Consider the following 21,413-nt stretch of genomic DNA (forward strand, 5'->3'; position numbering starts at 1 on the left):
CTGGGGAGCGTTTCCCATGTCGTCCGAGCACTGCGGGGGCCAGAGTCGAGGCATGTCCAGCATCAGCCCGGGCCTCATCGTCGCCGCTGACCTCTCGGCGCTCAACGCCGCGGCCGGCGACCTGGCCGCCACCTTCTCCACGACGTCCGACGCCGACGACGCGTCCGATCTGGGCCATGCCGGTGCCGAGGACGCGCTGCGCGGGTTCTCCGCCGCGGCCCGCGCGGGCCGGCAGCAGCTGGCCGACCACGGCCGTGCAGGCGCCGACACCCTGCGCGGATTCGCGCTCGCCTTCCACCACGCGGCGGGCTGAGCCGTGACCGACACGACGCAGGTCGAGGGCGACCCCGACCGGCTGCGCACCCAGGCCCGGCGCTGGGGCCACGAGGCGGCGGCCTACGACCGGCAGGTCAACCGGCTGACGAGCATCCGCGACTCGCTGCCGGCGACGTCGTTCCGGGGTGCGAAGGGCGACGCGATGCGTCTGTTCCTGTCCGACACCCTGCGGACGGCGACGGCGATGCGGGCGGCCTACCAGCAGATCGGCAACGCGGCGCCGTCCGTCGCCGACGCGATCCAGCAGGCCAAGGAGGCCGCCCGTCGTCGTGACACGGCGCAGCGGGAACTCGAGCGGGCCGCTCGGGAGCTCACCCGCTGCGAACTGGAGGTCGCGCAGGCGGCGGCGGCGCTCGCGGCGGCCGTGGTGCGCGACGTGCTCGGGTCCGGTCACGCGACCGCGCGGGCCGAGGAGGTGCTGCGCGCGGCCGAGCGGCGCCGCGACCGGGCGAAGGGCGAGCAGGACGAGGCCGAGCGGGCGTACACGCGGGCGAACACGGCGTTCACCGAGGCCCAGGAGACGCGGCAACGGCGCAGCGAGGCGTTCGCGCACCTGCTGCGATCGCAGGAGACGATCGTCCGGCAGGCCGCCGCGAGTCCACCGCCCGTGCCGGGAGTGGCGCCGGTGTCGTCCGCCGTGCACGACCTGACGGTGCTGGGCTACGGCCGCCAGGCGATCAAGGCCGCCTTGGACGTCCAGCTGCTCGTCGCCCGTTCGACCGCGGATGTCGGCAAGGTGCTGTCGCTGAGCGACCAGGCCCGCCTGCTGCTGCGCAAGGGGGTGTCGCTGTCGGACGTCCGCACGCTGCGTGCGCTCGACTCGGGGGGAGGTTTCGGACCGCTGACGCCGAAACAGGCCACGGCCCTGTCGACCATCGAGAAGTGGGGCGGCCGCCTGACGAAGGCGAACTACGCGCTGTCCGGCGCGCTCTCGATCGGGACGAACGTCGCGAAGGTCGCGAACGACCCGACGCTGTCGCGCCAGGAGAAGCAGGATCTCGTCGTCAACCGCGTCCTCGGCGAGTTCGGCGGCGGCGTCGCGGGTGGGCTCGCCTGCTCGCCGGGCCTCGTCGCGGGTACCGCGTGCGGCTACGCCGGGTCGAAGGCGGGCGGCGCGCTGGCCGCCACCCCCGCCGGACGGTTCGTGACCGACAAGGTGTCGCGACTGGCGGTCACCCCGATCCTGGAGCCCGCGTACGACCTCGCGGACGGCGCATCCGCGCCCGAGGTGGTCAAGGACGTGCTCACCGTCCGGCAGAAGATCATGGCCAACGTGGGCAGGGATCTGTCGCCCGTCACCGTGAAGTTCGACGGCGGGCTGCCCTCCGTCGGCCTCAAGGTGCCGATCTTCGGCAAGTGAGTCGGCTTCCGGGCACCGTAAGCCCTTCCGGTGCTGCTACGGTCGGCGTCCGTGAAGGCTCTTCGTCGACTCACGGTCCGTGCCGCCTACCCGTCCGCCCTGGAACCGCTCGGGCACATCGTGTCCAACCTGCGGTGGTCTTGGCACGCCGAGTCCCTGGATCTGTTCGAGTCCGTGGACCCCGAGCTGTGGCAGGCGTGCGACCACGACCCCGCCCGGATGATGGGTGAGGTCTCGGCCGAGCGGTTCGCGGCGCTGGCGCGCGACCGCAAGTTCCTGCGTCGGCTCGAGGACATCGCCGACGACCTGACCGACTACCTCGAGCAGCCGCGCTGGTACCAGAAGCAGCAGGAGGCGGGCGAGGACCTCCCGTCGTCCATCGGCTACTTCTCGCCCGAGTTCGGCATCACCGAGGTGCTGCCGCAGTACTCCGGCGGCCTCGGCATCCTCGCCGGTGACCACCTGAAGGCGGCCAGCGACCTGGGCGTCCCGATCGTCGGCGTCGGCCTGCTCTACGGCGCCGGGTACTTCCGCCAGTCGCTCTCGCGCGACGGCTGGCAGCTCGAGACCTACCCGTCCCTCGACCCGCAGGGCCTGCCGATCAGCGCCCTGCACGACGCCGACGGCAACCCGGTGCGCGTCTCGGTGTCACTGCCCGATGACCGGACGCTGCACGCGCAGGTCTGGATCGCGCAGGTCGGCCGCGTGCCGCTGCTGCTGATGGACAGCAACATCGAGGAGAACGACGCCGACGCCCGCCAGGTCACCGACCGGCTCTACGGCGGCGGCGCCGAGCACCGGCTCGAGCAGGAACTGCTGCTGGGCGTCGGTGGCGTCCGCGCCATCCGCGCCTACTGCGCGTCCACGGGGGCCCCGGCGCCCGAGGTGTTCCACATGAACGAGGGTCACGCCGGGTTCCTCGGGGTCGAGCGCATCCGCGAGCTGGTCCAGCACGACGGCCTCGGCTTCGACGAGGCGCTGCAGGCCGTGCGCGCCGGCACCGTCTTCACGACGCACACGCCCGTCCCCGCCGGCATCGACCGGTTCTCCCGCGACCTCGTCGCGAGCCACATGTCGGTGATGGCGCCGCTGCCGGTCGAGCGCATCCTCGCTCTCGGCGCCGAGGACGACCCGTCCATCTTCAACATGGCGCACATGGGCCTGCGGCTCGGCCAGCGCGCCAACGGCGTCTCGCTGCTGCACGGCGAGGTCAGCCGCGGCATGTTCAAGGGGCTGTGGCCCGGGTTCGACGAGGCCGACGTGCCGATCACGTCCGTCACGAACGGCGTCCACGCGCCCACCTGGATGTCGCGCGACATCCTCGACATCGCCGAGCGCGAGGTCGGCGCCGAGGCCATCGCCGAGGGCGGCGGCTGGGACGCGCTCGACAAGGTCGACGACAGCGAGTTGTGGAAGGTGCGCAACACCCTGCGTGGCCGGCTCGTCGGCGAGATCCGGCGGCGCATGCGCGCGTCCGGACTGCAGCGCGGCATGAGCGAGGCCGAACTCGCCTGGACGGCGACTGCCTTCGACCCGGACGTCCTGACGATCGGTTTCGCCCGGCGGGTGCCGTCGTACAAGCGGCTCACCCTGATGCTGCGCGACCCGGAGCGGCTCAAGGCGCTGCTGCTCGACCCGCAGCGTCCGGTGCAGATCGTCATCGCCGGCAAGTCGCACCCCGCCGACGACGGTGGCAAGCAACTCATCGCGCAGATGGTGCGCTTCGCCGACGACCCGGCCGTCCGGCACCGCATCACGTTCCTGCCCGACTACGACATCGGCATGGCGCGTTACCTCTACTGGGGTGTCGACGTCTGGCTGAACAACCCGCTGCGCCCGCTCGAGGCGTGCGGCACGTCGGGCATGAAGGCCGCGCTGAACGGCGCGCTCAACCTCTCCATCCTCGACGGCTGGTGGGACGAGTGGTTCGACGGCGAGAACGGCTGGGCCATCCCGTCCGCCGACGGACTGCACGACCCCGACCGGCGCGACGACCTCGAGGCCGACGCGCTGTACGACCTGATCCAGAACAACGTCGCGACCCGCTTCTACGACCGCGAGGGCAAGCGGACGAAGGACGTGCCGACCCGCTGGGTGCAGATGGTGCGGCACACGCTGAAGTCGCTCGGGCCGAAGGTGCTCGCCACCCGGATGGTGAGCGAGTACGTGCGCCGGCTCTACGCGCCCGCCGGCGTCTCGGCGCGGCGCATGCTCGCCGACGACTTCGCCGGCGCCAAGCGGCTCGCGAGCTGGGGCAGCACCGTCGTCGGCTCGTGGCCGGCGGTGTCGGTGCTGCACGTCGACTCGCAGCTGTCGGGCGAGGGCGATGCCCAGGTCGGCGAGACGCTGACCCTGCGAGCCGAAGTGGCGCTGGGTGGGCTCGCCCCCGAGGACGTCATCGTCGAGGCCGTCTGGGGTGCGGTCGACACCGAGGACCGCATCACTGACACGACCGTGTCACAGCTGCGCGTCGTCGAGCAGGTCGACGGCACCACCCGCTACGAGGGCGAGGTCCCGCTCGACCGCACCGGCAGCTTCGGCTACACCGTGCGAGTGCTTCCGCACTCCGAGCTGCTGGCCGACCCGGCGGAGCTGGGCGTCGTCGCGATCGCCTGAGCTCAGGCGCCCGCGCGTTTCAGCGTGTGGGTGACGAGTTCGCCGACCTGGGCGGACTCGACCAGGAAGCCGTCGTGCCCGTGGTCGGACGTGACGGTGTGCAGGCCGTCCGCGGTGGGCGTGAGATCGGCGATCTGCTGCTGCAGCCGGATCGGGTACAGCCGATCGGTGTCGATGCCGGCGACGACGACGGGGACGGTGCAGGCGCCGAGGGCCGCCTCGATGCCACCGCGGCCGCGTCCGACGTCGTGGGTGTTCATGGCCTCGGTGAGCACGACGTAGCTGCCGGGGTCGAAGCGGGCGGCGAGCTTGGACGCGTGGTGTTCGAGGTAGGACGCGACCGCGCGGCGGCCGTCCGACTGCACCTCGCGGCCGAAGCGGAGGTCGAGTTCCTGCTCGCCGCGGTAGGTGAGGTGGGCGATGCGGCGGGCGACGCCGAGACCGTGCACGGGGCCCGGGCCCGGGTGGTAGTCGCCGCCCTCCCAGCGCGGGTCACCCGTGACCGCGACGACCTGGGTCGACTGCGTGCCGATCTGGTCGCCGGTGGCCGCGGCGCCGACGGCGAGCACGAGCGCGGTACCGACGCGCTCGGGGAACATCAGCGCCCACTCGAGCGCGCGCATACCGCCCATCGACCCGCCGAGGACGGACGCGTAGCCGGCGATGCCGAGCTCGTCGGCCAGGCGCGCCTCGACGGCGACCTGGTCGCGGATGGTCACCGAGGGGAACCTCGACCCCCACGGACGGCCGTCGGGATCCGGGGAGGACGGTCCGGTCGTGCCCTGGCACCCGCCGAGCACGTTGCTGCTGACGACGAACCACTCGTCGGTGTCGAGCGGACGGCCCGGCCCGACGACGCCGTCCCACCAGCCCGGCGTGGGTTGCCCGGGTCCGGCAGGACCGTGCGCGTGCGCGTCGCCGGTGAGGGCGTGCAACACGAGCACGGCGTTGGTGACGGCCCCCGACGCGTCGCGGCGGGGGCTGCCGTAGGTCTCGTAGGCGACGCGGACGTCGGGCAGCCGCCCGCCGAGCTCGAGGTCGATCGCCCCGAGCCCGGCGAAGCGGCGCTGCGCGACGGGGTCGCCGTCGCGCCAGCCGCCGGAACGTGTCGTCACTCGGACTTGGCCGCCCGGAACCCCGCGTCGAGGTCGGCGAGGATGTCGTCGATGTGCTCCAGGCCCACGGCCAGGCGCACCAGGCCCGGCGTCACGCCGGTGGCTGCCTGCTCGTCGACGGTCAGCTGCGAGTGCGTCGTCGACGCCGGGTGGATGACCAGGCTGCGCACGTCGCCGATGTTGGCGACGTGGCTGTGCAGCTCGAGCGCCTCGACGAAGCGGCGGCCGGCGTCGACGCCGCCCTGGATCTCGAAGGCCAGCACGCCGCCGGTGCCGCGCGGGGCGTACTTCTGGGCACGCTCGTGCCACGGGCTGGACGCCAGGCCGGCGTAGTTCACCGACAACACCTCGTCGCGCTGCGACAGCCACTCGGCGACCGCCTGCGCGTTCTGCACGTGCCGCTCGAGGCGCAGGCTGAGCGTCTCGATGCCCTGCGAGAGCAGGAAGGCGTTGAACGGCGCGATCGCGGCGCCGATGTCGCGCAGCAACTGCACGCGGGCCTTGAGGATGAAGGCCAGGTTGGCGCCGAGCGGGGAACCGACGCCGAGGTCGCGGGCGTAGACGAGGCCGTGGTAGCTCGGGTCGGGCTGGTTGTAGTTCGGGAACTTCTCCGGGTCCTGCGCGAAGTCGAAGTTGCCCGAGTCGACGATGACGCCGCCGATCGCGGTGCCGTGGCCGCCGAGGTACTTCGTCGCGGAGTGGACGACGATGTCGGCCCCGTGCTCGAACGGGCGGATGAGGTACGGCGTGGCGATCGTGTTGTCGACGACCAGCGGGACCCCGTTCTCGTGCGCCACGCCGGCGACGGCCTCGATGTCGAGGACGTCGATCTGCGGGTTGCTGATGGTCTCGGCGAAGAAGGCCTTGGTGTTCGGCTTGACCGCGGCCCGCCACTGCTCGATGTCGTCCGGGTCGGCGACGAAGTCGACGGTGATACCCATCTTGGGGAACGTGTAGTGGAAGAGGTTGTACGTGCCGCCGTAGAGCCGCGCGCTGGACACGATGTGGTCGCCGGCCTCGGCAATGTTGAGCAGCGCGAGGGTCTCGGCCGCCTGGCCGCTCGCGGTCAGCAGCGCCCCGACGCCGCCCTCGAGCGAGGCGATGCGGTCCTCGACCGCCGCCTGCGTCGGGTTCATGATGCGGGTGTAGATGTTGCCGAACTCCTTGAGCGCGAACAGGTTCGACGCGTGCTCGGTGCTGTCGAACGTGTACGACGTGGTCTGGTAGATCGGCAACGCGCGGGCGTGCTGCTCGCCGTCGGGCGTCTGCCCGGCGTGGATCTGGCGGGTCTCGAACGACCACTCTGCGGACATATCGGCTCCTCGTGACGTGGTGTCGGTGGCTGTCTCTTGTCTAGCGTATCGCTAGGAAAGAGACCGGCGTCGCGGCATCGGTAGGTTCCTCCTATGACCGACGAGGGGCAATTGCTCTGGCAGCCGGACGCCGACCGCTTCGCGGCCGCGCGCATCACGGAGTTCGGCCGCTGGCTGTCCGAGAACGGCGGCATCCCGGTCGGGACGTACGACGAGTTGTGGCGCTGGTCGATCGCCGACCTGGACGCGTTCTGGTCGGCCTTCGCGCGCTGGTACGGGGTGCGGTGGCACGCCGAGCCCACGTGCGCGCTCGCCGACGCGAGCATGCCGGGCGCCAGGTGGTTCCCGGACGGACGGCTCAACTACGCCGAGCACGCCCTGTTCCCGCCGTGCGGGGTCGACGACGACGCGACCGCGGTCGTGTTCGAACGCGAGGACGGCCTCGCCCGCACCATGACGTTCGCCGAGCTGCGGGCCGAGGTGGCCTCCGTCCGCAGCGAGCTCGTGCGCCGCGGGGTCGGTGCGGGCGACCGGGTGGCCGCCCTGCTGCCGAACGCGCCCGAGGCGCTGGTGGCGATGCTAGCGGCGGCGTCGCTCGGCGCGGTCTGGTCGTCCTGTTCGCCCGAGTTCGGGGTCCAGGCGGTCGTCGACCGCTTCGCGCAGATCGAACCGACGGTGCTGTTCGCGGTCGACGGTTACCGCTACGGGGGCAAGGCGTTCGACATCCGCGACACGGTGACGCAGTTGATCGGCAAGTTGCCGACGGCCCACACGGTCGTGCTCGTGCCCTACGTCGACGCCGACGCCACGCTCGAGGGCACCGTCCGCTGGCCCGACCTGGTCGCCGTCGCGGGCGAACTCGCCTTCGAGCCGATGCCGTTCGACGCCCCGATGTGGATCCTCTACTCGTCCGGCACGACCGGCCTGCCCAAGGCGATCGTGCACTGCCAGGGCGGCATCCTGCTCGAGCACGCCAAGCAGCTCGCCCTGCACCTCGATCTGCGCGAGGGTGACCGCTTCTTCTGGTTCAGCACCACCGGCTGGATGATGTGGAACCTGCTCGTCAGCGGCCTGACCGTCGGCTCCGCGATCGTCCTGTTCGACGGCAACCCCGGCACCCCCGACCTCGGAGCGCTGTGGCGACTGGCCGAGCGTGCGGGCATCACCGCCTTCGGGGTGTCGGCACCGTTCATCCAGGCGTGCATGGGTGCGGACGTGCGCCCGTCCGACCTCGCGCTCGACGGCCTGCGGACGGTGGGCTCCACCGGGGCGCCGTTGGCCCCCGAAGGATTCGAGTGGGTCTACGACCAGCTCGGCGACCACGTGCTGCTGAGCTCGCTGTCGGGCGGCACCGACGTGTGCACCGCCTTCGTCGGGGGCGCGCCCACACTGCCGGTGCACGCCGGCGAACTCGCGTGCCGCATGCTCGGCTGCGCAGTCGACTCCTTCGACCCCGACGGACGCCCGCTGGTCGGCGAGGTGGGGGAGCTGGTGGTCACGGCGCCGATGCCCTCGATGCCGGTCGGCTTCCGGAACGACCCGGACGGCTCCCGCTTCGCCGAGGCCTACTTCGACATGTACCCGGGCGTCTGGCGGCACGGCGACTGGATCACCATCACCGAGCGCGGGTCGTGCGTGATCCACGGCCGGTCCGACTCGACGCTGAACCGTGGCGGGGTGCGCATGGGGACGGCCGAGTTCTACCGCGTCGTCGAGCAGCTGCCCGAGGTGGCCGACTCGCTGGTCGTCGACACCGGCGACCTGCTGCTGTTCGTCGTGCTGCAGGACGGCGCCGACCTCGACGACGTGCGCGGCCGGCTGCGCAGCACGATCCGCAGCGCGCTCTCTCCCCGGCACGTGCCCGACGACGTCATCGCGATCGCCGAGGTGCCGCGCACCCTCAACGGCAAGAAGTGCGAGGTACCGGTCAAGCGCGTGCTGTCCGGGGTGCCGTTGGAGAAGGCGGTCAGCGTCGGCGCCCTGGCGAACCCGGAGGCGATGCGGCCGTTCGTCGAGCGGTCGTCCGGGTGAGGCGGCGCTCCGGCGTCCGCGCGACCTTCAGCCGTTACGACCGTCGCCTGCTCGCCGCGGCCACGCGCCGCCGGCACCCGGTGTCCGACCGGGTGGCGACCGTGGCGAGCACCGTCGCGAACCGGTCCCTGGTGTGGACGGCCGCCGCGGGTGTCCTGGTCGTCACCGGACGTCGTCGTGCCCGCACCGCCGCCGCGAGCGGCATGCTCGGCATCGGCATCGCGGCGGGGCTCGTCAACGGGCCCCTGAAGTTCGCGTGGCGCCGTGACCGGCCGCCGGAGCTCGCCGGCGCGAAGCCGCTGCTGCCCCTGCCGCGGACGTTCTCCTTCCCGTCCGGCCATTCCGCGTCGGCGTTCGCCTTCGCCGCCGGTGTGACCAGCGCGCTGCCCCCGGCGGGCGTCGCGGCCCTGCCCGCCGCCACGACGGTCGCGTACTCGCGGGTGCACACGGGCGTCCACTACCCGAGCGACGTCGTCGTGGGCGCGGCCGTCGGCGCGGCCTCCGGGCTCGTCGCCGCGGCCGTCGTCAAGCGCGTGCGGGCCAGGTCGGTGCACCGGGTCGACGCACCCGAGCTCGAGGTGCCGGTGCCGACGCAGGCGGTGCTGCTCGTCAGCCCTGGCGCCGGGGCCGCGGACGACCTCGATCCCGCCAAGGCCGCGCTGCGCGAAGCAGGCATCTCGATCGTGCGCGAGTACGGCGTCGACGAGATCGCCGAGCTCGAGCGCTACGTCGACGACGCCGGTGACGTCGCACCGCTCGTCATCGCGGCCGGGGGCGACGGCACCGTCGGCCTCGCCGCGGGCGTCGTCGCGGACACGCCGGCGGTGCTGTTCCCGCTGCCGCTGGGCACGTCGAACGACGTGGCCCGCTCACTCGGCATCCCGCCCGACGCGGTCGAGGCGGCGCAGGAGCTGATGTCGTACCGCGTCGTCGCGGTCGACGCCGGACGGGTCGGCATCGACGGCGGACGGCAGGGCGTCACCTTCCTCAACGCCACCACGGTCGGGCTCAACGTGGCCTTCGCCGAGCTCGCCACCGAGAAGTCCATGCGCAACCGGTTCGGCGCGCTCACCTATCCGGTCGCGGCCGCGCGCGCGGTGCGCCGCTACGTGCCCTTCGAGTGCACGATCGAGCGCGACGGCGAGAGCCGCACGTTCTCGCTCGTGCACCTGTCGGTCAGCAACGCGCCCGTGTTCGGAGGGGTACTGGGCATCAGGGTTCCGGGTGCCTCGCTGACGGACGGCCTGCTGGACGTCATCGCCATCGAGCGGCTGTCGATCGCGCGAACGGTCCTCGCCGTCGCCGACGCGTTCGTCGGACGGCACAGCCCCGTGCACGGGGTGCACGCGATGCGCGTGACGAGCCTGCGGGTGACCGGCGACGAGCCGCACGACGTGGCCGTCGACGGCGAGGTCATCGGTGCCCTGCCCGCCGAGTTCGCCGTGCGCCCGGCCGCGGTGCGGGTGGTCGCGCCGCGGCCGGTACGCCGGTGATCAGCGGCTGGCGGCCTTCTTGTACCGGCGGACGGACAGCGGGATGAAGATCGCCAGGATGACCAGGATCCAGATCAGCGAATAGACCACCGGGTGGTGCCCCGGGAAGTTGTCGTGCGGCGGGAACTGCGGGCTCGTGTTGCCGAACAACTCGCGGGACGCCTGCGTCACCGACGACACCGGGTTCCAGTCGGCAATGGTGCGCAGCACGCTCGGGAACTTGTTCGTCGGCACGAAGGTGTTCGCGATGAACGTCAGCGGGAAGATCAGCATGAACGAGGCGTTGTTGACGACCTCGGGGCTGGGCACGAGCAGACCGACGAGCGCCATCATCCAGCTGATCGCATAGGCGAAGGCGAGCAGCAACAGGAACCCGCCGATCGCCTCGCCGACGGAGGTGCGGATGCGCCAGCCCACGATCAGGCCGGTGACCGACATGATCGTGATGACGAGCACGTTGTTGAGCACGTCGCTGGTCGTCCGTCCGACGAGCACGGCCGAACGGGACATCGGCAGCGAGCGGAAGCGGTCGACGATGCCCTTCTGGATGTCCTCGGCCAGGCCGGCGCCGGTGATCGTGGCGCCGAAGATCACCGTCTGGGCGAAGATGCCCGGGATCAGGAACTCCTTGTAGTTGATGCCGGGCACCGAGATCTGACTGCCGAACACGTACGCGAACAGCAGGATGAACATGATCGGCGAGAGCGTGGAGAAGACCAGCAGGTCGGGCACGCGCTTGATCTTGATCAGGTTGCGCCGGGCGACGGCCGCGCCGTCGCTGAACGCCTTGAGCGGGCCGGTGCGGACGTCGGCGCCGTCGATCGCGCTCATTTCGCTGCCTCCACGAGGTCGCGGTCGGTGTGGTCGGTGGTCTCGTCGGACGCCTGCGCGTCCTCGGCGGCGTGGCCGGTGAGGGTGAGGAAGACGTCGTCGAGCGTGGGACGGCGCAGCGCGACGTCGTGCAGCTTCACGCTCGCGGCGTCGAGTTCGCGCAGTGCCTCGGTGAGCGTCTGCGCGCCGCCGCTGACCGGCAACGTGAGCCGGCGGGCGTGGTCGTTCACCTCGATGGTCGTGCCCTCGCAGAACCTGGACAGCACCTGCTGGGCGCCGGGCAGGTCGGCGGCGTCGGCGACGACGACCTCGATGCGCTCGCCGCCCACCTGCGCCTTGAGCTGGTCGGCGGTGCCCTCGGCGATGGCCTGACCGTGGTCGATGACGACGATGTTGTCGGCGAGGCGGTCGGCCTCCTCGAGGTACTGGGTCGTGAGCAGCAGCGTCGTGCCGCCCTTGACCAGCTCGACGATGACGTCCCACATGTCGTTGCGGCTGCGGGGGTCGAGGCCCGTCGTCGGCTCGTCGAGGAACAGCACCGGGGGAGCGGCGACCAGCGACCCGGCGAGGTCGAGGCGCCGCCGCATGCCTCCGGAGTACGTCTTCACGGGACGGTTGCCCGCGTCGGTGAGGGTGAAGCGTTCGAGCAGCTCGGACGCCCGTGCGCGGGCGACCTTGCCACGGTAGCCGTAGAGCCGCCCGATCATCTCGAGGTTCTCGAGACCGGTGAGGTACTCGTCGACGGCGGCGTACTGGCCGGACAGGCCGATGCGCCGCCGCACCCCGGTGGGGTTCTGCACCACGTCGATGCCCGCCACCTCGGCGGAGCCGGCGTCGGGCACGAGCAGGGTGGTGAGCACCCGGACGGCGGTGGTCTTGCCCGCGCCGTTGGGGCCGAGCAGGCCGAGGACGGTGCCCTCGGGGACGGCGAGATCGAGCCCGTCGAGCGCGCGCAGCTCGCCATAGGTCTTGACGAGGCCCTGCGCGCGGATGACGTCGGCCATGGGGTTCTCCCTGGGTGGTCGGCGGGTGCGGTGCCCCGAGCCTAGGAAGCTCCACCGACAACGGCGAGCGCTTAAACGGCTCTCAGGTGAGGACGTCCGGCCCGAAGGTGTTCACACTGTAGACATTGTGGCCGTGCGGGGGCAACCGGATTGGTTGCGGAGCGTCAGACCAGCTCGACGGCGTCGGCGATCGACTCGAGCACCCGGGCGGGCCGCCAGGGGTAGCGCTCGACGTCGGCGCGCCGGGTCGAGCCCGAGAGCACGAGGATCGTGTCGAGCCCGGCCTCGATGCCGGCCACCACGTCGGTGTCCATGCGGTCGCCGACCATGACGGTGTTCTCCGAGTGCGCCTCGATGCGGTTCAGCGCGCTGCGCAGCATCATCGGGTTGGGTTTTCCGACGAAGTACGGCTCGCGCCCGGTCGCCTTGGTGATCATGGCGGCGACCGACCCGGTGGCGGGCAACGGGCCCTGCTCGGACGGTCCGGTGACGTCGGGATTGGTGGCGATGAAGCGCGCGCCCTTCTCGATCAGGCGGATGCCTCGCGTCAGCGCCTCGAAGGAGTACGTGCGGGTCTCGCCCAGCACGACGAAATCGGGATCGGTGTCGGTCATCGTGTAGCCCACGTGGTGCAGTGCGGTGGTGAGGCCCGCCTCGCCGATGACGTACGCCGACCCGCCCGGCAGCTGGTCGGCGAGGAAGGTCGCCGTCGCGAGGGCGGACGTCCAGATCGACTCCTCGGGCACGTCGAGCCCCGAGCGGGCGAGCCGCGCCGAGAGGTCGCGCGGCGTGAAGATCGAGTTGTTCGTGAGGACGAGGAAGCGGCGCTGCTTCTCGCGCAGCCGCGCCAGGAACTCGGCCGCGCCCGGGATCGCGGTCTCCTCGCGCACGAGCACGCCGTCCATGTCACTGAGCCAGCACTCGGTCTCGAGGCGCATGGGCCCAGTCTGTCAGTCGCGCAGCACCCGGAGCAGGACGGCGCAGCGGCCGGGCACCGGGAGCACGGTTCCCGCGTCGCGCCGGGCGTCCTCGGGCACGCCGCCGGGACGGGTGGTGTCGACCTCGGTGACGTACCCGTCCGCCCACGGGGCCGCCGGAAGCGTGAACGCGACGTCGGCGTCGCCGGTGTGCAGCAGCAACAGGTACGACTCGTCGGTGACGCGGTTGCCGCGCCGGTCGCGGTGCCGCAGGCCGCGCCCGTCGAGATACATGCCGATCGTGCGCAGGCCGTGGTCGAACCAGTCGCCGTCACGGAACTCGCGGCCGTCGGGATGGAACCAGGCGAGGTCCTTGGTGCCGCCGACCACGGGCCGTCCCTCGAAGAACGCGCTCTGCCGCAGCACCGGGTGGTTGCGGCGCAGCGTGAGCAACCGGCGGACGAGGGTGAGCACGTCGTCGGCCTCGGGACCGCCGGTCCAGTCGACCCACGAGACGGGACCGTCCTGCGAGTAGGCGTTGTTGTTGCCGCCCTGCGTGCGCCACATCTCGTCGCCGGCGACGAGCATCGGCGCGCCGGTCGACAGCAGCAGCGTGGTGAGCAGTCCGCGCACCTGCTTCAGCCGCCGCCCGACGACCTCGGGCGGCGCGGGTTCGCCCTCGACGCCCCCGTTGACCGAACGGTTGTCGTCGGTGCCGTCGCGGTTGCCCTCGCCGTTGGCCTCGTTGTGCTTGCGCTCGTAGGACGCGAGGTCGCGCATCGTGAAGCCGTCGTGGGCGGTGACGAAGTTGATCGACGCGATGGGCAGCCGTCCGTCGTCGCCGTAGAGGTCGGACGAGCCCGACAGCCGGAAGGCCAGGTCGCGGACGCCGTCGGCGCCGTGCGCCCAGAACGAGCGGACGGTGTCGCGGTACACGCCGTTCCACTCGGTCCACAGCGGCGGGAACTCGCCGACCTGGTAACCGCCCGCGCCGACGTCCCAGGGTTCGGCGATGAGCTTGACCTGCGAGATCACCGGGTCCTGGTGGATGGTGTCGAAGAAGGACGACAGCTTGTCGACGTCGTGCAGCGAGCGCGCGAGCGCGGACGCGAGGTCGAAGCGGAACCCGTCGACGTGCATCTCGGTGATCCAGTACCGCAGCGAGTCGGTGATCAGCTGCAGCGGGAACGGGCGGCGGGCGTCGAACGTGTTGCCGCAGCCGGTGTAGTCGACATAGTGCGCCGGGTCGTCGGCCAGCCGGTAGTACGAGCCGTTGTCGATGCCGCGGAAGCTCAGCACCGGCCCGTCCGGACCGCCCTCGGCGGTGTGGTTGTAGACGACGTCGAGGATCACCTCGAGGCCGGCCGCGTGCATCGCGCGGACCATCGCCTTGAACTCCCGCACCTGGTCGCCGGCGCGGGCGGCGTAGTCGGCGTGCGGGGCGAAGAAGCCGAGCGTGTTGTAACCCCAGTAGTTGCGCCGGCCACCGCGCTGCAGGTGCGGTTCGGACACGAAGTGGTGGATGGGCAGCAGCTCGACCGCCGTCACGCCGAGGGACACGAGGTGGTCGATGACCGCGGGGTGCGCGAGCCCGGCGTAGGTGCCGCGCAGCTCGGCGGGCACGTCCGGGTGCTGCATGGTGAAGCCGCGCACGTGCAGCTCGTAGATGACCGTGTCCTCCCACGGCCGCTTGGGGCGGGGGTCGTCGCCCCAGGGGAAGGCGTCGTGGGTGACCACCGAACGGGGCACGCAGGGTGCCGAGTCGGCGTCGGTGCCCGGGTAGACGCACGGGTCGTCGACGAAGTCGCCCTCGAGCGCGCGGGCGTACGGGTCGACCAGGAGCTTGTTCGGGTTGTGGAAGAGGCCCTTGGCGGGGTCGAACGGCCCGTCGACACGGAACCCGTAGCGCTGTCCCGGCCCGACGCCGGGCAGGTAGCCGTGCCACACGTGGTACGTGGTCTCGCCGAGCGGCATCTCGGTCTCGTGGGTGCCGTTGAACAACGACACCGACACCCCGGTGGCCGTCGAGGACCACAGCGCGAAGTTGGTGCCCTCGCCGTCCCAGTGGGCACCGAGCGGGAAGGGGCTGCCCGGCCAGGCGAGGTCCAGCTGGGCGGCCAGCGAGGCGGGGAGGTCCTCGGGGCGCATTGCCCGGACCCTAGTCGGTGACCGGCCCGGTCGGCGGTCTCAGCGCAGACACGGGCCGGGCCCAGTCGCGTCCGACCGGAAAAGGGTTCAATCAAGGCATGAGCGACGACCCGTACCGCTACGTCGGCCCGCCGCCGACCGCGCCGCCGCAGGGCGGCTGGACGGGCGGGGCGTACGGGTGGCAGCCGGTGCCGCCGCCCCGCTACCGTCCGCCGGCGCGCACGGGGCGCAGCTTGCTCGTCGGCCTGGGCGTCGTCCTGGTCGCGCTCGCGCTGCTGGTCGGCGGGGTGGGGCTGACGTCCGGGGGCTACGGCACCGTCGACGGCCGCGGCGCGATCGCCCTGCCCGCCGACCCGGGTGGGCCGGTGCAGCCGGCCCCCACGGTCCCGGCGCAGCCCGACCCGGGCGGGTCGGGCAGCACCGTCCCGGACGCGTCCGGGCGGACGGGCCCGGCGAACGCGACGCAACAGATCGGCATCGTCACGATCGTCTCGACGCTGGGTTACCAGCGCGCGCAGAGCGCGGGCACCGGCATGATCGTCTCGCCCCGCGGTGACGTCCTGACGAACAACCACGTCATCCGCGGCGCGACCGGCATCCAGGTGACCGTCGAGTCGACCGGCGACCGCTACCGGGCCCGGGTCGTCGGCACCGCGCCGGGCTCCGACGTGGCCGTCATCCGCCTGACGGGTGCCCGGGGCCTCGACACCGCCAGGCTCGCCGACGACGCGGGCGACGTGCGCGTCGGCGACCGGGTGGTCGGCGTCGGCAACGCGGGCGGCACCGGCCGGCTCACGGCGGCCCCGGGCCGGGTCACCGGCCTCGACCGGTCGATCACCGCGTCCGACGGTTCCGGGCAGGAGTCCGAGCGGCTCAACGGCCTCATCGAGGTCAACGCCCGCATCATCTCCGGCGACTCCGGCGGGCCCCTCTACGACGCCCGGGGCGAGGTCGTGGGCATCAACACGGCGGCGTCCGCCCGCTCCTCGACACCGCGCGCGTACGCGATCCCGATCGAGGACGCGCTCGCCATCCGCGACCGCATCGCCTCGGGCGTCGAGACCGACGCCATCCACATCGGCTACCCGGGCTTCCTCGGCGTCAGCACCCGCGACGCGCCGAACAACGGCGGCGCCTCCGTCGCCGCGCTGCTCGACGGCGGCCCGGCCAACGACGCGGGCATCCGCGTCGGCTCGGTGATCACCGAAGTCGACGGACGGCCGGTGCGCTCCGCGGACGGCCTGCGCGCGGTGCTGACCCGCAAGGATCCCGGCACCCGCGCGTCGGTCACGTGGACCGATCCGGGCGGCCGGTCGCGCACCGCGACCGTCACACTCGGGGTCGGGCCCGCCGACTGAGCCGGGTGCGCTTGGATGGGTCACGTGGGCGCCCCCGCCGAGATCAATCCCGATGCCGTGCTGCAGTTCGACCGCGTGTCGGTGCGGCGCGGCTCGGCGACGCTGCTCGACGAGATCGACTGGACGGTCGAGGTCGACGAGCGCTGGGCCGTGCTCGGCCCCAACGGTGCTGGCAAGACGACGCTGTTGCAGGTCGCGGCGACCCTGCTGCACCCGAGCGCCGGGCGCACCTACGTGTTCGGCGAGCAGCTGGGCCGTGTCGACGTCTTCGAGCTGCGCCCGCGCGTCGGGTTCGCCAGCGCCGCGCTCGCCGAGCGCATCCCCGGCGGCGAACTGGTCTCCGACGTCGTGGTCAGTGCCGGCTACTCCGTGCTCGGACGCTGGCGCGAGCGTTACGACGAGCTCGACGTCGCCCAGGCCGACGCGCTGCTGCGGCGCTTCGGTGTGGCCGGTTTCGGCACCCGCCGCTACGGCACCCTGAGCCAGGGCGAGAAGGCGCGCGTGCAGATCGCGCGGGCGATGATGACCGATCCCGAGCTGCTGCTGCTCGACGAGCCGGCCGCGGGTATGGACCTCGGCGGCCGGGAGGACCTGCTGCGCCGGCTGTCCGCACTCGCCGAGGACCCCGACGCGCCCGCGTCCGTGCTCGTCACCCATCACGTCGAGGAACTCCCGCCCGGCATCACCCACGTGCTGCTGCTGCGCGGGGGCCGCGCCGTCGCCGCCGGCCTCGCCCGCGACGTGCTCACCGCCGAGACCCTGTCCGAGACCTTCGGGCTGTCCCTGACCGTCGAACGCCGGGGCGGGCGCTGGTACGCCCGCGCCGTGTAGAGGAGAACGCAGTGACCGAACCGCTCGTCCGCATCGACACCGACGAACCCGGCGTCGCGACCATCCGGCTGTCCCGTCCGCCGATGAACGCGCTGAACACCGCCCTGCAGGAGGAACTGCGGGCCGCCGCGCAGCAGGTCGGCGACGACGCGAGTGTGCGGGCCGTGGTGATCTACGGCGGCGAGAAGGTCTTCGCGGCGGGCGCCGACGTCAAGGAGTTCGCCGGCCAGGACCACGCCCACATGAGCCGGGACGCGCTGCGCCTGACCTCGTCGCTCGACGCGCTCGCGCGCATCCCGAAGCCGGTCATCGCCGCGGTGACGGGCTACGCGCTCGGCGGCGGCTGCGAGCTCGCGCTCACCGCCGACTTCCGTGTCAGCGCCGACAACGCCAAGTGGGGCCAGCCCGAGATCCTGCTCGGCATCATCCCCGGCGCCGGCGGCACGCAGCGGTTGCCGCGGCTCGTCGGACCGGCGAAGGCCAAGGACCTGATCTACACCGGACGGTTCGTGAACGCCGACGAGGCGCTCGAGATCGGGCTCGTCGACGCCGTCGTGCCGGCCGCCGACGTGTACCCGACGGCGCTGAAGATGGCGGCCAAGTTCGCCAAGGGACCCGCGCTCGCGCTCGCGGCCGCCAAGCAGGCCATCGACGGCGGGCTCGACGGGGACCTGGCGAACGGGCTGCGCCTCGAGGCGTACCTGTTCGCCTCGCTGTTCGCGACCGAGGACCGCACGACCGGCATGCAGTCGTTCCTCGAGAACGGCCCCGGCAAGGCCACCTTCGCGTGACGCCGCTGCGTCCCGAGGTCGTGCTGTTCGACCTCGACGGGACGCTGTCGAACTCCGCGCCCGGCATCCTGGCCTCGCTGCGCGCCGCGTTCGCCGAGAACGGCCTGCCGCCGCTCGACCCGGAGGTCGAGCGCGGCCTGCTCGGCCCACCGTTCTACGAGTCGATCCCGCCGCTGATCGGGGGAGTGGCGAAGTTGCCGCCGGTGCTGGCGTCGTACCGGTTGCACTACGGCGACGGCGCCATGTTCGACACGTCGGTGTACGAGGGCATCCCCGAGGTGCTCGAGCTGCTGCGCTCGCGCGGAACCCGGCTCGCGGTCGCCACGAGCAAGCCCGAGCCGTACGCGGTGCCGATCGTGCAGCACCTCGGGCTGGCCGAGCACTTCGAGACGATCGGCGGCGACGACCTCGCCGGCTCCCTCGCCACCAAGGCGCTCGTGATCGGCACCGTGCTCGAACGGCTGGGCCGTCCCGACCCCGCGAGCGTGCTCATGGTCGGCGACCGGTCGCACGACGTCGTCGGCGCGCGCGAGCACGGCATCGCGACCGTCGGGGCCGGGTGGGGTTACGCGCCGGCCGGTGAACTCGACCAGTGCGACCCGTTCACGGTGTGCGCGACCCCGGCGGACCTGCACGCCCTGCTCTCGTAGGCTGCCCCCGTGTCCGACCCGCTCACGCCCGTCGCCCCGCGCCCCGCGCCGTGGACGGCCGATCGGCGGCTCGCGGTGGCGGTGCTGCTCACCGTGCTCGGACTGCTGCTGTGGGTGGGCTCGCGGTTGATCGCCACCGGCGGCGAGCACTCGTGGGACCCCGGCGCGTCCGCGCCGTCGAGCTACGAGTTCGACGCCGGCCGCACCTACAGCATCGCGATCCCCGGTGGCGTCGGCGCACTGCGCGACCGCGGGCTCGCTCTCACCGACCTGGCGTGCACATTCACCCCGGTGGGCGGCGCGCCCGCGAGCCTCGCCCTGACCGTCGAGTCCGACGGCACGCGGGCGGTGAACCGGCTCGCGCGGTTCGCCGCGCCCCAGGGCGGCCGCGCCGCGGTCCAGTGCCCGGGCGCCGGTGCGATCTTCGTCGACGACGCGGTCGACAGCGAACCCGACTGGTCGGGGTACGCGCTGCTCGCGGGCGCCGGCCTGCTCGTCGTGGGCTTGCCCCTGCTGCTGTCGGCCGTGCGCCGGCGCCGGGTGTCCGGCACGCAGTGAGCGGTTCCTGGGACGACCGGGTCGCGGCGGTCTGGGCGTCCGCGGACGAGCGGGACGAGGACGCGGTGGTCGCCGACGTCCGCGCGCTGGTCGACGAACGCCCGGACGACGCTGCCGCACGGTTCGAGTGGGCGTCGGCCCTCGACTTCGCCGGCCGCGAGGGCGAGGCCGAACCCGAGTACCGCGCGGCGCTCGCCTCGCCCGACCTGGACGCCGACCGGCGCGGGCAGGCGACGGTCCAGCTGGCCAGCACGCTGCGCAACCTCGGCCGTCCCGACGAGGCGCTCGCGTTGCTCACCGACGTGCCGGGGCTGCCCGACGCGATCACCGCGTTCCGCGCGCTGGCGCTCGTCGACCTCGACCGTCCCCGCGACGCCGTGCGCGAGCTGTTGCCGGCGCTGGCGCCGCACCTGCCGCGGTACGCCGGTTCGGTGCGCTACTACGCCGGGGCACTTCCCGCCGACGCCGTCCTGCGTCCCGTCGCCGACGAGGACGCGCTCGGCGCCGTGGTCGCGGCCGCGGCGGACGCCGACCCCGACGACGTCACCCCGCCGCTCGGCGACGGGTGGACGGACGCACGCCTCGACTGGCTGCGCACCTACCACCGGAAGCGGTTCACGGGCCTTCTCGGCCCGACGGCCGAGGGCACCTGGGCGATCGGGGACGAGGCGGTGCTCGGGGTCGTGCGTCTCAGGCACCTCGGGGACGGGCGGTTCGAGACCGGTCTCTGGCTGGTCCGCGCCGCGCGCGGACGGGGTCTCGGGCGCGCCGCCGTGCACGCGGCCGTCCGGCTCGTGCGCTCGCTCGGCGGACGGGAGATCGTCGCCGACACGACGCCGCAGAACGCCGCGGCCGTCGCGCTGCTGCGCCGGCTCGGGTTCGACCTGCGTCCCGGCCCGGACGGCGTGGCGGCCACGCTCGTCCTGCGCTGAGGCTCAGATCCAGCCGCGCTTCTTGAACAGCGCGTAGAGCACGACCGCGGCGAGGACCATCAGTGCGATCGCGAACGGGTAGCCGAGCACCCACGACAGTTCGGGCATGTGCTCGAAGTTCATGCCGTAGATCGACGCGATGGTCGTGGGCGCGAAGCCGATCGCGGCCCAGGCGGAGATCTTCTTGACCTCGTCGTTCTGCGCGTTGCTGGTGCGGCTGAGCGCCGTCATCTCCTCGTTCTGCTTCTGGGCCACGAGGATCGAGTTGACCTGCAGGATGTCGCGCAGCGAGGTCCGCAGCCCGTCGACGCGTTCGGTCACCTGGGTGACGTGGTCGTCGACGTCGCGCAGCGAGCGGCGCAGTTCCTCGTCCACGTCGTACTTCTCGAAGCCGGCGGTCAGCGAGGCGAGCATGCCGGTGAGCGGCTGGGCCGCGCGCTGGAACTCGATGACCTCGCGCGAGAGCTCGTAGATGCGCCGCGACACCGCCGGGTCGCCGTCGAACACCTGCGTCTCGATCTCGTCGACGTCGTTCTCGAGACCCTTCACGACGGGGACGTAACCGTCGACGACGACGTCGAGGATCGCGTACAGCACCGCCTCGGTGCCCTTGGCGAGCAGCTCGGGATCGTCCTCGAGCCTGTGCCGCACGTCGGACAGGTCCGGCGACTCGGCGTGCCGGACGGTGATGACGAAGTCGCGGCCGAGGAACACGTGCAGCTCGCCGAACTCGACCTCCTCGACGTCGTCGAGGTAGCGGGCGGCCCGCAGCACCACGAACAGCGTGTCGCCGTAACGCTCCAGCTTCGGACGCTGGTGCGCGGTGATCGCGTCCTCCACCGCGAGCGGGTGCAGGTCGAACTCGTGGGCGAGCGACGCCAGCTCGTCGGCGTTCGGGCGGTACAGGCCGATCCACGCCATGCCGTCCCGGCGTTCGCGGAGCGCCTCGAACGTGTCGGCCAGCGTGGCGGGGGAGCAGTCGCGGCGTCCGCCGCAGTACACCGCGCTGTCGATCACGCCGCCGCGTCCCGTCGTCGGCGGTGTCTCCTCGGACGGCGCGGGCGGGTCGGACGGCGCCCGGCGGCGCCGCGCGAGAGGCACCCGCGGGGCCAGACGACGCTCACTCATG

The 21,413-nt window shown here is 72.5% G+C and carries 18 protein-coding genes; 11 read left to right on the forward strand and 7 right to left on the reverse strand.

All coding sequences use genetic code 11. The annotated features are described in order from the left end of the window. Window positions 1–52 precede the first annotated feature (52 nt). From ACYVP9_RS12695 to glgP, 3 genes are read left to right on the forward strand one after another with little or no spacing between them, the layout of a single operon-like run. Complete coding sequence (locus tag ACYVP9_RS12695; RefSeq protein WP_460605235.1) at window positions 53–313, forward strand: hypothetical protein; 261 nt, start codon at window positions 53–55, stop codon at window positions 311–313. 3 nt (window positions 314–316) lie between these two features. After that, window positions 317–1,696, forward strand: a complete 1,380-nt coding sequence (locus ACYVP9_RS12700; RefSeq protein ID WP_460605236.1) for a WXG100 family type VII secretion target — start codon at window positions 317–319, stop codon at window positions 1,694–1,696. Window positions 1,697–1,747: 51 nt separating this feature from the next. Beyond that, a complete protein-coding gene (glgP, locus tag ACYVP9_RS12705) occupies window positions 1,748–4,312 on the forward strand; it encodes an alpha-glucan family phosphorylase (RefSeq protein WP_460605237.1) in 2,565 nt (854 codons plus the stop codon). Between the two features lie 2 nt (window positions 4,313–4,314). Here the strand turns inward: glgP and metX are convergent, their stop codons facing one another. Both metX and ACYVP9_RS12715 read right to left on the reverse strand, forming a co-directional pair. Next, complete coding sequence (metX, locus tag ACYVP9_RS12710; protein WP_460605238.1) at window positions 4,315–5,427, reverse strand: homoserine O-acetyltransferase family protein; 1,113 nt, start codon at window positions 5,425–5,427, stop codon at window positions 4,315–4,317. Then, complete coding sequence (locus tag ACYVP9_RS12715) at window positions 5,424–6,740, reverse strand: O-acetylhomoserine aminocarboxypropyltransferase/cysteine synthase family protein (RefSeq protein ID WP_460605239.1); 1,317 nt, start codon at window positions 6,738–6,740, stop codon at window positions 5,424–5,426. The genes metX and ACYVP9_RS12715 overlap by 4 nt, the downstream gene beginning before the upstream one ends. Before the next feature lie 93 nt (window positions 6,741–6,833). Here ACYVP9_RS12715 and ACYVP9_RS12720 point away from each other — a divergent pair, with 93 nt between their 5' ends. Both ACYVP9_RS12720 and ACYVP9_RS12725 read left to right on the forward strand, forming a co-directional pair. After that, window positions 6,834–8,771 (forward strand): acetoacetate--CoA ligase, encoded by a 1,938-nt coding sequence (locus ACYVP9_RS12720; RefSeq protein ID WP_460605240.1) that lies wholly within the window; start codon window positions 6,834–6,836, stop codon window positions 8,769–8,771. Further along, on the forward strand, window positions 8,768–10,264 hold the full coding sequence (locus ACYVP9_RS12725) for a bifunctional phosphatase PAP2/diacylglycerol kinase family protein (RefSeq protein ID WP_460605241.1): 1,497 nt from the start codon (window positions 8,768–8,770) through the stop codon (window positions 10,262–10,264). Before ACYVP9_RS12720 ends, ACYVP9_RS12725 begins: the two co-directional genes overlap by 4 nt. Here ACYVP9_RS12725 and ACYVP9_RS12730 read toward each other — a convergent pair whose 3' ends face one another. The 4 genes from ACYVP9_RS12730 to glgX all read right to left on the reverse strand — a co-directional run bounded on the left by ACYVP9_RS12730 (window position 10,265) and on the right by glgX (window position 15,164). Further along, the gene (locus ACYVP9_RS12730) at window positions 10,265–11,095 is read right to left on the reverse strand and encodes an ABC transporter permease (protein WP_460605242.1); all 831 of its coding nucleotides are present in this window, start codon (window positions 11,093–11,095) and stop codon (window positions 10,265–10,267) included. It abuts the gene before it with no gap. Continuing rightward, complete coding sequence (locus ACYVP9_RS12735; RefSeq protein ID WP_460605243.1) at window positions 11,092–12,099, reverse strand: DrrA family ABC transporter ATP-binding protein; 1,008 nt, start codon at window positions 12,097–12,099, stop codon at window positions 11,092–11,094. The genes ACYVP9_RS12730 and ACYVP9_RS12735 overlap by 4 nt, the downstream gene beginning before the upstream one ends. Before the next feature lie 164 nt (window positions 12,100–12,263). Beyond that, window positions 12,264–13,037, reverse strand: a complete 774-nt coding sequence (locus ACYVP9_RS12740; RefSeq protein WP_460605244.1) for an HAD-IIA family hydrolase — start codon at window positions 13,035–13,037, stop codon at window positions 12,264–12,266. Between the two features lie 12 nt (window positions 13,038–13,049). Continuing rightward, window positions 13,050–15,164: a glycogen debranching protein gene (glgX, locus tag ACYVP9_RS12745; protein ID WP_460605245.1), complete on the reverse strand. Its 2,115-nt coding sequence runs from the start codon at window positions 15,162–15,164 to the stop codon at window positions 13,050–13,052. A 98-nt stretch (window positions 15,165–15,262) separates the two neighbouring features. Here glgX and ACYVP9_RS12750 point away from each other — a divergent pair, with 98 nt between their 5' ends. Genes ACYVP9_RS12750 through ACYVP9_RS12775 form a run of 6 tightly spaced genes read left to right on the forward strand, consistent with a single transcriptional unit; the run spans window position 15,263 to window position 20,284 of the window. After that, window positions 15,263–16,522: a S1C family serine protease gene (locus ACYVP9_RS12750; RefSeq protein WP_460605246.1), complete on the forward strand. Its 1,260-nt coding sequence runs from the start codon at window positions 15,263–15,265 to the stop codon at window positions 16,520–16,522. Between the two features lie 15 nt (window positions 16,523–16,537). Next, window positions 16,538–17,353 carry an ABC transporter ATP-binding protein gene (locus ACYVP9_RS12755; protein ID WP_460605247.1) on the forward strand — a complete coding sequence of 272 codons (816 nt, stop codon included), beginning with the start codon at window positions 16,538–16,540 and terminating at the stop codon, window positions 17,351–17,353. Between the two features lie 11 nt (window positions 17,354–17,364). Then, window positions 17,365–18,144 carry an enoyl-CoA hydratase/isomerase family protein gene (locus ACYVP9_RS12760; protein ID WP_460605248.1) on the forward strand — a complete coding sequence of 260 codons (780 nt, stop codon included), beginning with the start codon at window positions 17,365–17,367 and terminating at the stop codon, window positions 18,142–18,144. Next, complete coding sequence (locus ACYVP9_RS12765; protein WP_460605249.1) at window positions 18,141–18,794, forward strand: HAD family hydrolase; 654 nt, start codon at window positions 18,141–18,143, stop codon at window positions 18,792–18,794. The genes ACYVP9_RS12760 and ACYVP9_RS12765 overlap by 4 nt, the downstream gene beginning before the upstream one ends. A gap of 9 nt (window positions 18,795–18,803) precedes the next feature. Continuing rightward, a complete protein-coding gene (locus ACYVP9_RS12770) occupies window positions 18,804–19,352 on the forward strand; it encodes a hypothetical protein (protein WP_460605250.1) in 549 nt (182 codons plus the stop codon). Further along, window positions 19,349–20,284, forward strand: coding sequence for a tetratricopeptide repeat protein (locus tag ACYVP9_RS12775; protein ID WP_460605251.1), 936 nt, complete (start codon window positions 19,349–19,351; stop codon window positions 20,282–20,284). Before ACYVP9_RS12770 ends, ACYVP9_RS12775 begins: the two co-directional genes overlap by 4 nt. Window positions 20,285–20,287: 3 nt before the next feature. On the opposite strand, the gene ACYVP9_RS12780 is transcribed toward ACYVP9_RS12775, so the two are convergent. After that, window positions 20,288–21,412: a magnesium and cobalt transport protein CorA gene (locus tag ACYVP9_RS12780; RefSeq protein WP_460605252.1), complete on the reverse strand. Its 1,125-nt coding sequence runs from the start codon at window positions 21,410–21,412 to the stop codon at window positions 20,288–20,290. Window position 21,413 lies beyond the last annotated feature (1 nt).

This window comes from Jatrophihabitans fulvus (genome assembly GCF_054781375.1).